Origin of the sequence: Microcoleus sp. AT8-A3 (assembly GCF_036705675.1) — a bacterium.
GTDB lineage: Bacteria > Cyanobacteriota > Cyanobacteriia > Cyanobacteriales > Microcoleaceae > Microcoleus.
This window is the reverse complement of sequence record NZ_JAUBVD010000139.1, coordinates 1-1,019: the sequence shown is the minus strand read 5'-3', so window position 1 is coordinate 1,019 and position 1,019 is coordinate 1. Positions and strand designations below refer to the sequence as shown.

The following is a 1,019-nucleotide window of genomic DNA, read 5'->3' as shown; positions in this document are numbered from 1 at the left end:
AAGAAACAACCTGAATGCGCTTGGATGAACCAGTTGTCTTCTCGTGTTTACCAAAACGCTTTGATTGACTTGAAAGAAGCGTTCAGTCGGTATCGTTTGGGGAAAGCCGGCCATCCGAAATTTGCCAGCCGCCGAGACGGGCAATCATTCACGGTTGATTCTTCTAATGGCAAAGTTTTGCTAAGTGCTGGTAACACCATCAAGATTCCTACTTTGGGGACTTTTCGGCCGCGCGTGCCACTCCCGTGTGGATTTGCATCTCAAACTTTTACCATTTCAAAAGAAGGAAATCGCTGGTTCGTCTCTTTCTGTGTTGATGCCCAACGCCTGCCAATTCAACAGCCTGATAGTTCTGTAGGAATTGATGTAGGTGTCAAATATGCGGCCACCCTGTCAAACAGTCAAGTGTTTGATGCGCCAAAACCGCTCAAGCAAGCGAAAACCAAGCTTGCTACTTTACAGCGCAAGGCGTCAAGACAAATAAAAGGTTCTCGCAACCAACGCAAAACTTACAACAAGATCGGCAGACTCCACGCACGGATAGCCTGCATTCGTAAAGACTTCCTTCACAAGTTGACGACTTATTTAGCGAAAACTTTCAAGTTAATTAAGATAGAAGACTTGAATGTTAAAGGATTGCTGGCAAATCACAAGTTGGCAGGGGCAATATCCGACTTAGGGTTTTACGAATTCAGGCGACAGCTAGAGTATAAGTGCAAAATGTATGGAGCAAGCTTAGTGCTGGTAGATCGATGGTTCCCCAGTTCTAAGATTTGTGCCAATTGCGGGCATAAAAAAGATATGCCTTTGCAAGTGAGGACTTATGATTGTCCTGCTTGCGGCGTGTCAATAGATCGCGATTTGAATGCTAGCTTGAATATTTTGAATTGGGAACCCAAGGCTATTGGGGGATAGCCTGCTTATCTTGGGATGGCCGACCACCCAACAGCGCAGGAAGTGAGTTCTGAATTGCGACTAAAGATGGCTTTAGTCAAGTTTGGGTAAGTTTTACGAAGCAG

At 45.3% G+C, this 1,019-nt stretch carries 1 protein-coding gene; it reads left to right on the top strand.

The window, feature by feature from the left end:
• Nucleotides 1-915: RNA-guided endonuclease TnpB family protein (locus QUB51_RS30285; RefSeq protein WP_333264577.1), on the top strand; the 915-nt coding region annotated here is incomplete at its 5' end.
• Between the last annotated feature and the right edge of the window lie 104 nt (nt 916-1,019).